The 6,861-nt window shown below is 71.1% G+C and carries 9 protein-coding genes; 2 read left to right on the top strand and 7 right to left on the bottom strand.

Going from position 1 to position 6,861, the window contains the following annotated elements; all coding sequences use genetic code 11:
* The coding region (locus ACOV8S_RS12280) for an MFS transporter (protein ID WP_448317933.1) at positions 1-931 on the bottom strand (931 nt) is incomplete at its 3' end.
* Between the two features lie 100 nt (positions 932-1,031).
* Here ACOV8S_RS12280 and ACOV8S_RS12275 point away from each other — a divergent pair.
* A complete protein-coding gene (locus ACOV8S_RS12275) occupies positions 1,032-1,928 on the top strand; it encodes a winged helix-turn-helix transcriptional regulator (protein WP_448317808.1) in 897 nt (298 codons plus the stop codon).
* 70 nt (positions 1,929-1,998) lie between these two features.
* Complete coding sequence (locus tag ACOV8S_RS12270; RefSeq protein ID WP_448317807.1) at positions 1,999-2,358, top strand: DUF2200 domain-containing protein; 360 nt, start codon at positions 1,999-2,001, stop codon at positions 2,356-2,358.
* 95 nt (positions 2,359-2,453) lie between these two features.
* Here the strand turns inward: ACOV8S_RS12270 and ACOV8S_RS12265 are convergent, their stop codons facing one another.
* Genes ACOV8S_RS12265 through sufD form a run of 6 tightly spaced genes read right to left on the bottom strand, consistent with a single transcriptional unit; the run spans position 2,454 to position 6,794 of the window.
* Positions 2,454-2,786 (bottom strand): metal-sulfur cluster assembly factor, encoded by a 333-nt coding sequence (locus ACOV8S_RS12265; RefSeq protein ID WP_351118196.1) that lies wholly within the window; start codon positions 2,784-2,786, stop codon positions 2,454-2,456.
* On the bottom strand, positions 2,783-3,247 hold the full coding sequence (gene sufU, locus ACOV8S_RS12260; RefSeq protein ID WP_448317806.1) for a Fe-S cluster assembly sulfur transfer protein SufU: 465 nt from the start codon (positions 3,245-3,247) through the stop codon (positions 2,783-2,785). The genes ACOV8S_RS12265 and sufU overlap by 4 nt, the downstream gene beginning before the upstream one ends.
* 17 nt (positions 3,248-3,264) lie before the next feature.
* On the bottom strand, positions 3,265-4,524 hold the full coding sequence (locus ACOV8S_RS12255) for a cysteine desulfurase (protein ID WP_448317805.1): 1,260 nt from the start codon (positions 4,522-4,524) through the stop codon (positions 3,265-3,267).
* Positions 4,521-5,285 (bottom strand): Fe-S cluster assembly ATPase SufC, encoded by a 765-nt coding sequence (sufC, locus tag ACOV8S_RS12250; protein WP_351118199.1) that lies wholly within the window; start codon positions 5,283-5,285, stop codon positions 4,521-4,523. The genes ACOV8S_RS12255 and sufC overlap by 4 nt, the downstream gene beginning before the upstream one ends.
* Before the next feature lie 7 nt (positions 5,286-5,292).
* Positions 5,293-5,613, bottom strand: a complete 321-nt coding sequence (locus ACOV8S_RS12245; RefSeq protein ID WP_448317804.1) for a bifunctional 3-phenylpropionate/cinnamic acid dioxygenase ferredoxin subunit — start codon at positions 5,611-5,613, stop codon at positions 5,293-5,295.
* Complete coding sequence (gene sufD / locus ACOV8S_RS12240; protein WP_448317803.1) at positions 5,610-6,794, bottom strand: Fe-S cluster assembly protein SufD; 1,185 nt, start codon at positions 6,792-6,794, stop codon at positions 5,610-5,612. The genes ACOV8S_RS12245 and sufD overlap by 4 nt, the downstream gene beginning before the upstream one ends.
* Positions 6,795-6,861: the final 67 nt, after the last annotated feature.

Genomic DNA, 6,861 nt, shown 5'->3' with positions numbered 1-6,861 from the left:
TGACCCTGGCCCTGCGGAACCGGCCCGCCCTGCCCGTGGCCAGCACCGCGTACCCCGCGCCGACGAGCGCGAGCCCGCCGGCGACCACGAGCAGGGCGGGCCGGTTCCGCAGGGCCAGGGTCACCGGCAGTTCGAGGCAGAGGATCATCGCGCCGTTGACGGCGATCAGCCAGCCGTAGACCCGCGCGTCCAGCCCCTGCCCCGCCAGGTGCAGCGGGAAGGTCGTGTACAGCTGCCGGTAGGTGACGTCCACCAGCAGGATTCCGCCGAGCAGGAGCAGCAGGGCGGGCCGCGCCCTCAGCTGGGGCCACAGCCGCCCGCCCGCCTCGCGGCCCCCGGGAGCGCCCGCGCCGCTGGAGGCGCCCCGGGCGGGCACCACCCGGGCGGTCCAGGCGGCGAAGAACAGGGTCCCGAGCCCGTCCGCGAGGAACAGCCAGTCGTACGACACCTGGGTGGCGACCAGTGCCCCCAGCGGCGGCCCCACCGCGAACCCCCCGTTGCTCGCGCTGCGGATCACCGCGAACGCCTGCCGCCGGGTTCCCTCGGGCACGGTGACGGCGACCAGCGCCGAGTTGGCCACCCGCACCACACCCAGCGCGTACTGGGCGAGCGGCAGCACCGCGGCGAGCAGCGGCGTGGGCAGCGCCGGGACGACGGCCAGCAGCAGCCCTCCGCAGGCGGCCGCCGCCAGGAGGGTGCGGCGGTGCCCCCAGCGGTCGCCGAACCAGCCTCCGGTGAAGTTGCCGGCCATCAGACCGACGCCCGCCGCGCCCATCACCAGCCCGGCCCCGCCGGCGCCCACCCCGCGCGGCCCGGTCAGGTACAGGAAGACGAAGACGAAGGTGAAGCTCGCGCAGGCGTTGACGAACACGCCCACCGCGAGCAGCCGGACCGCGCCCGGCAGTTCCCGCAGCCCTCGCACCGCGCCCATCCTCGTGTCCCCCACCCGCCGGAGTCAGTTCCCTTTGGGAACGGACTATGTCAGCATGGCAACCTCGGGTCAACACGCCACCGAAGAAGCGAGTACCGCCATGGCCCAGCGCACCAGCCTGAACGACGCCTCCTGCGCCATCGCGCAGGCCCTGGACGTGGTCGGCGACTGGTGGACGCTGCTGATCGTGCGCGACGCCGCCCGCGGCCTGCACCGCTTCGAGGAGCTGCAGCGCGAGCTGGGCATGTCCCGCAAGGTGCTGGCCGAGCGGCTGCGGCTGCTGGTGGAGGCAGGCGTGCTCTCCCGGGAGCGGTACCAGGAACGGCCGGTCCGCCACGAGTACCGGCTCACACCGCGCGGGCGCGCCCTGCTGCCCGTGCTGATCGCGCTCCAGGACTGGGGGGACACCTGGCTCCTGGGGGAGGGAGAGACCATGGCGACGGCGACCGAGGAGTCCGCGGAGGCGGCCCGCGTCCTGGCCCTGACCGGCACCAGGGTGCCCCCGCTGACCCTGACGGACCTGGACGGCGGGCCTCGTGACCCGGTCTGTCCCGACACCCCGTTCACGGTCCTCTACTGCTTCCCCGGGGCCTACGCCCGCAAGGACGCCTATCCCCCGGGCTGGGCCGGCATCCCCGGCGCGCCGGGCTGCACCCTGGAGTCCTGCACCTACCGCGACAGCCTGGCCGAGTTCACGGCGGCGGGCGCGACCGTGCACGGCGTCTCCACCCAGCGCCCGGACGAGCAGCGGGCGTTCGCGGACGCGGAGGGCCTGCGCTTCCCCCTGCTGTCGGACGCGGGGCTGGCCCTGACCGCGGCGCTGCGCCTGCCCACCTTCCGGGCCGGCGGGGTGAGCCGTCTGAAGCGGCTGACGCTGGTGGTGGACCGGGACCGCACCGTCCGCCGCGTCCTCTACCCGGTCACCGACGTGGTGGCGAGCGTGACGGAGGCCCTCCGGGCGGTCCGCGACGGCGGCGCGGGCCCGGGCGCCGGCTGACGGCCACACGACCGACGCCCGCACCCCGTCGAACTACAGTGGGAGCGACCGACGACGTGGGGAGCACACCGTGGCCGCCGACCGCATCAGGCGCATGACCTTCGCCTCGATCTACCCGCTGTACGTGACCAAGGTGGAGCGCAAGGGCCGCTCCGAGGACGAGGTCCGTCAGGTGATCACCTGGCTCACCGGCTACGACGACGCCGGACTGGACCGGGTCGCCGCCGACGGCACGGACCTGGAGACCTTCTTCGACCGGGCCCCCGCGATGAACCCGAACGCCTCGCTGATCACCGGCGTGATCTGCGGCCACCGGGTCGAGGAGATCGAGGACCCGCTGATGCAGCGGATCCGCTGGATGGACAAGCTCGTCGACGAGCTGGCCCGCGGCAAGAAGATGGCGTCGATCCTGCGCGGCGGCACCGCCTGAGGCGCCTCCTTCCCCGGGTACGACGAACGGCCCTTCCCCGGCCCCCGGCAGGGGGGTGGGGAAGGGCCGTCAGGCCGTTTCGGGCGCGGGCGGCGTCAGACGTTGAAGCCCAGCGCCCGCAGCTGCTCGCGGCCGTCGTCGGTGATCTTGTCCGGACCCCACGGCGGCATCCAGACCCAGTTGATCCGCAGCTCGCTGACCAGGCCGTCGGTGGCCGACTTGGCCTGGTCCTCGATGACGTCGGTCAGCGGGCAGGCCGCCGAGGTCAGCGTCATGTCGATGGTCGCGATGTTCGCGTCGTCGACGTGCACGCCGTAGATCAGGCCCAGGTTGACGACGTCGATGCCCAGCTCGGGGTCGACGACGTCCAGCAGGGCCTCTCGGACCTCTTCCTCCGAGGCGGGCTTCATCTCAACCGTCTCGCTCATGCGGGGGTCTCCTTGTCGGTGGCGCCCAGCGCCTGGGCGGTCGCGTCCTTCCAGGCCATCCAGCTCAGCAGCGCGCACTTCACCCGGGCCGGGTACTTGGAGACGCCGGCGAACGCGACCGCGTCCTCCAGCACCTCCTCCATGGCGTCGTCCGGCTCGATCTTCCCCTTGGACTGCATCAGCTCCAGGAAGGTCTCCTGGATCTCGCGCGCGTCGTCCAGCTCCTTGCCGACCAGCAGCTCGTTGAGCACGGACGCGGAGGCCTGGCTGATCGAGCAGCCCTGCCCCTCGTACGACACGTCGGTGACCTTCGTGCCGTCGTACTTCACGCGCAGGGTGATCTCGTCACCGCAGGTGGGGTTGACGTGGTGCACCTCGGCGTCGCCCTCGCGCAGACCACGCCCGTGCGGGTTCTTGTAGTGGTCCAGGATGACGTCCTGGTACATCGAATCCAGCTTCACGGCTCCGCCGCGTCCTCTCAGCCGAAGAAGTTCCGTACGTGCTCCAGGCCGTCGACCAGGGCATCGACCTCGGCCGGCGTGGAGTACAGATAGAACGACGCTCGCGTGGTCGCGGGAATTCCGTACCGCAGGCAGACGGGCCGCGCGCAGTGGTGCCCGACCCGGACGGCGATGCCCTGCTCGTCGAGGACCTGGCCCACGTCGTGCGGGTGGATGTCGCCGAGCGTGAAGGAGATCGCCGCGCCGCGGTCCTCGGCCGTGGCCGGGCCGATGATCCGCAGGTCGGGGACCTCGATCAGGCGCTTGACCGCGTACTCGGTGATCGCCTTCTCGTGCGCGTGGATCTTCTCCATGCCGATGGCCGACAGGTAGTCGATCGCCGCGCCGAGACCGACCGCCTGGGCGATCGGCGGGGTGCCCGCCTCGAACTTGTGGGGCGCCGGGGCGTAGGTCGACGAGCTCATCGAGACCGTCTCGATCATCTCGCCGCCGCCGAGGAACGGGGGCAGGTCCTCCAGGAGCTCCTGGCGGCCCCAGAGGACGCCGATGCCGGTCGGGGCGCACATCTTGTGGCCGGTGAAGGCCACGAAGTCGGCGCCCAGGGCCTGCACGTCCAGCGGCATGTGCGGGGCGGCCTGGGAGGCGTCGACGCAGACCAGCGCGCCGACCTCCTGGGCCCGCCGCACGATCGCCTCGACCGGGTTGTGCGTGCCGAGGATGTTGGAGACCAGCACGAAGGAGACGATCTTCGTCTTCTCGGTGATGACCTCCTCGATGTTCGACAGGTCGAGGCGGCCGTCGTCGGTGAGGCCGAACCACTTCAGCTTCGCGCCCGTGCGCTGCGCGAGCAGCTGCCACGGCACGATGTTGGAGTGGTGCTCCATCTCCGTGATGACGATCTCGGTGTCGCTGTCCACGCGGTAGGGCTCGTCGGCCCAGCCCAGCATGTTGGCGACCAGGTTGAGGGACTCGGAGGCGTTCTTGGTGAAGATCACCTCGTCGCGACTGGGGGCGTTGACGAACTCCGCCACCTTGTCGCGCGCGCCTTCGTACAGCGCCGTGGCCTCCTCGGCGAGCACGTGCACCCCGCGGTGGACATTGGCGTTGTGGCGCTCGTAGTAGGCGTTGAGGGCGTCGAGCACCTGACGCGGCTTCTGCGAGGTCGCGGCGTTGTCCAGGTACACGATCTTCCGCCCGTCGTGGACCTCGCGGTCCAGGATGGGGAAGTCCTTGCGGATCGCCTCAAGGTCGTCGAGGAGGCCCGGCAGCTGTGTCACTCGGAAGCGCCACCCTTCGTGTAGGCCTCGTAGCCCTCGTTCTCCAGCTTGTCGGCGAGCTCGGGACCGCCGGACTCGACGATGCGGCCGTTCGCGAAGACGTGGACGTGGTCGGGCTTGATGTAGCGCAGGATCCGCGTGTAGTGCGTGATCAGCAGGGTGCCGACCTCGCCGCTCTCGCGGACCCGGTTGACGCCCTCGGAGACGACGCGCAGGGCGTCGACGTCGAGGCCGGAGTCGGTCTCGTCGAGGATCGCGATCTTCGGCTTGAGCAGCTCGAGCTGGAGGATCTCGTGGCGCTTCTTCTCACCGCCGGAGAAGCCCTCGTTGACGTTGCGCTCGGCGAAGGCGGGGTCCATGTTGAGGCGCTCCATGGCCTCCTTGACCTCCTTCACCCAGGTGCGCAGCTTGGGGGCCTCGCCGCGGATGGCGGTGGCGGAGGTGCGGAGGAAGTTCGACACGGAGACGCCGGGGACCTCGACCGGGTACTGCATGGCGAGGAACAGGCCGGCGCGGGCGCGCTCGTCGACGGACATCTCGATGACGTCCTCGCCGTCGAGGGTGACCGTGCCGCCGGTGATCGTGTACTTCGGGTGACCCGCCAGGGAGTAGGCGAGCGTCGACTTGCCGGAGCCGTTGGGGCCCATGATGGCGTGCGTCTCGCCCTGCTTCACGGTGAGGTCGACGCCCTTGAGGATCTCCTTCGTGGCGTTGTCGGCCTCGACGGTGACGTGCAGGTCTCGGATTTCAAGCGTTGCCATGGTGGCCTCAGGACTCCTGGGTGAGGGAGACGAGCACGTCGTCCCCTTCGATCTTTACGGGGTATACGGGGACGGGGCGCGTGGCGGGAAGGCCGGACGGCTTGCCGGTGCGGAGGTCGAACGCGGAGCCGTGCAGCCAGCACTCGATCCGGCAGTCCTCCACCTCGCCCTCGGAGAGGGAGACGTTCGCGTGCGAGCAGACGTCGTTGATCGCGAACACCTCGCCCTCGGTGTGCACGAGGGCGACCGGCGTGCCGTCGAGTTCCACCCGCTTGGGGGTGTCCTCCTCCAGCTCGCTCAGCGCGCAGGCGCGTACGAAGGCCGTCATGCGACCGCCGCCTCCAGCTCCTCGTCGATCTTGGCGAGCAGGCGCTCCTCGATGTCGTCGACACCGATCTGCTGGACCAGCTCGGCGAAGAAGCCGCGGACGACGAGGCGGCGGGCCTCGTACTCCGGGATGCCGCGGGCCATCAGGTAGAAGAGCTGCTCGTCGTCGAAGCGGCCGGTGGCGCTGGCGTGGCCGGCGCCGACGATCTCGCCGGTCTCGATCTCGAGGTTGGGCACGGAGTCGACGCGGGCGCCGTCGGTCAGAACCAGGTTGCGGTTCATCTCGTAGGTGTCGGTGCCCTCGGCGGCGGCCTCGATCAGCACGTCGCCGATCCACACCGCGTGGGCCTGCTCGCCCTGCAGGGCGCCCTTGTAGACCACGTTGGACTTGCAGTGCGGGATGTTGTGGTCGACGAGGAGGCGGTGCTCCTGGTGCTGGCCCCGGTCGGTGAAGTACAGGCCGAACAGCTCGGCCTCGCCGCCGGGACCGGCGTACTCGACGCGCGGGTGCAGGCGCACCACGTCGCCGCCGAAGGTGACGACGACGGACTTGAAGGAGGCGTCGCGGCCGACCAGCGCGTTGTGCTGGCCGACGTGGACGGCCTTCTCGTCCCAGTCCTGCACGGAGACGACGGTCAGCTTGGCGCCGTCGCCGAGGACGTACTCGACGTTGCCGGCGTAGACGGCGTCGCCGCTGTGGTCCACCACGACGACGGCCTCGGCGAACGCGCCCAGCTCGACCACGGTGTGGGAGTAGCAGGTGCCGCCCTGGCCGGCGACGGTCACGCGGACCGGCTCGCCCAGCACGGCCTCCTTGGGCACGGTCACCACGGTGGCCTGCTCGAACGCCGAGTACGCCTGGGCGGCGACCCGGTCGACCGGCTTGCCGGCGCGGCCCAGGCGGGCGTCACCGCGGCCGACGGACTCCACCGTGACGCCCTCGGGGGCGTCGACGGTGACCTTCACGCCGTCGCCGGAGGCGGTGGCGGTGCCGTCGTGCAGACCCCGCAGGCGCGCCAGCGGGGTGAACCGCCACTCCTCCTCGCGGCCGTGCGGGACCGGGAAGTCCGCCACGTCGAAGGAGGGCGGTGCGCTCATGCGCGTGGCGACGGTCGACTCTGCGGCCACCGCGATGGATCCGGCGGTGGTGGAGCCCACCGGGGCATTCTGAGCGTCAGCCATGGCTGTCGTCATGCTCGCTTTCGTTGCTTCAGGACTGTTCGTTGCTTCAGGACGGACGGGCGGGGCG

This window comes from Streptomyces sp. CO7 (genome assembly GCF_053474865.1).
Note: the sequence above shows the minus strand (reverse complement) of the source record. Positions and strands in the feature narration are given on the sequence as shown.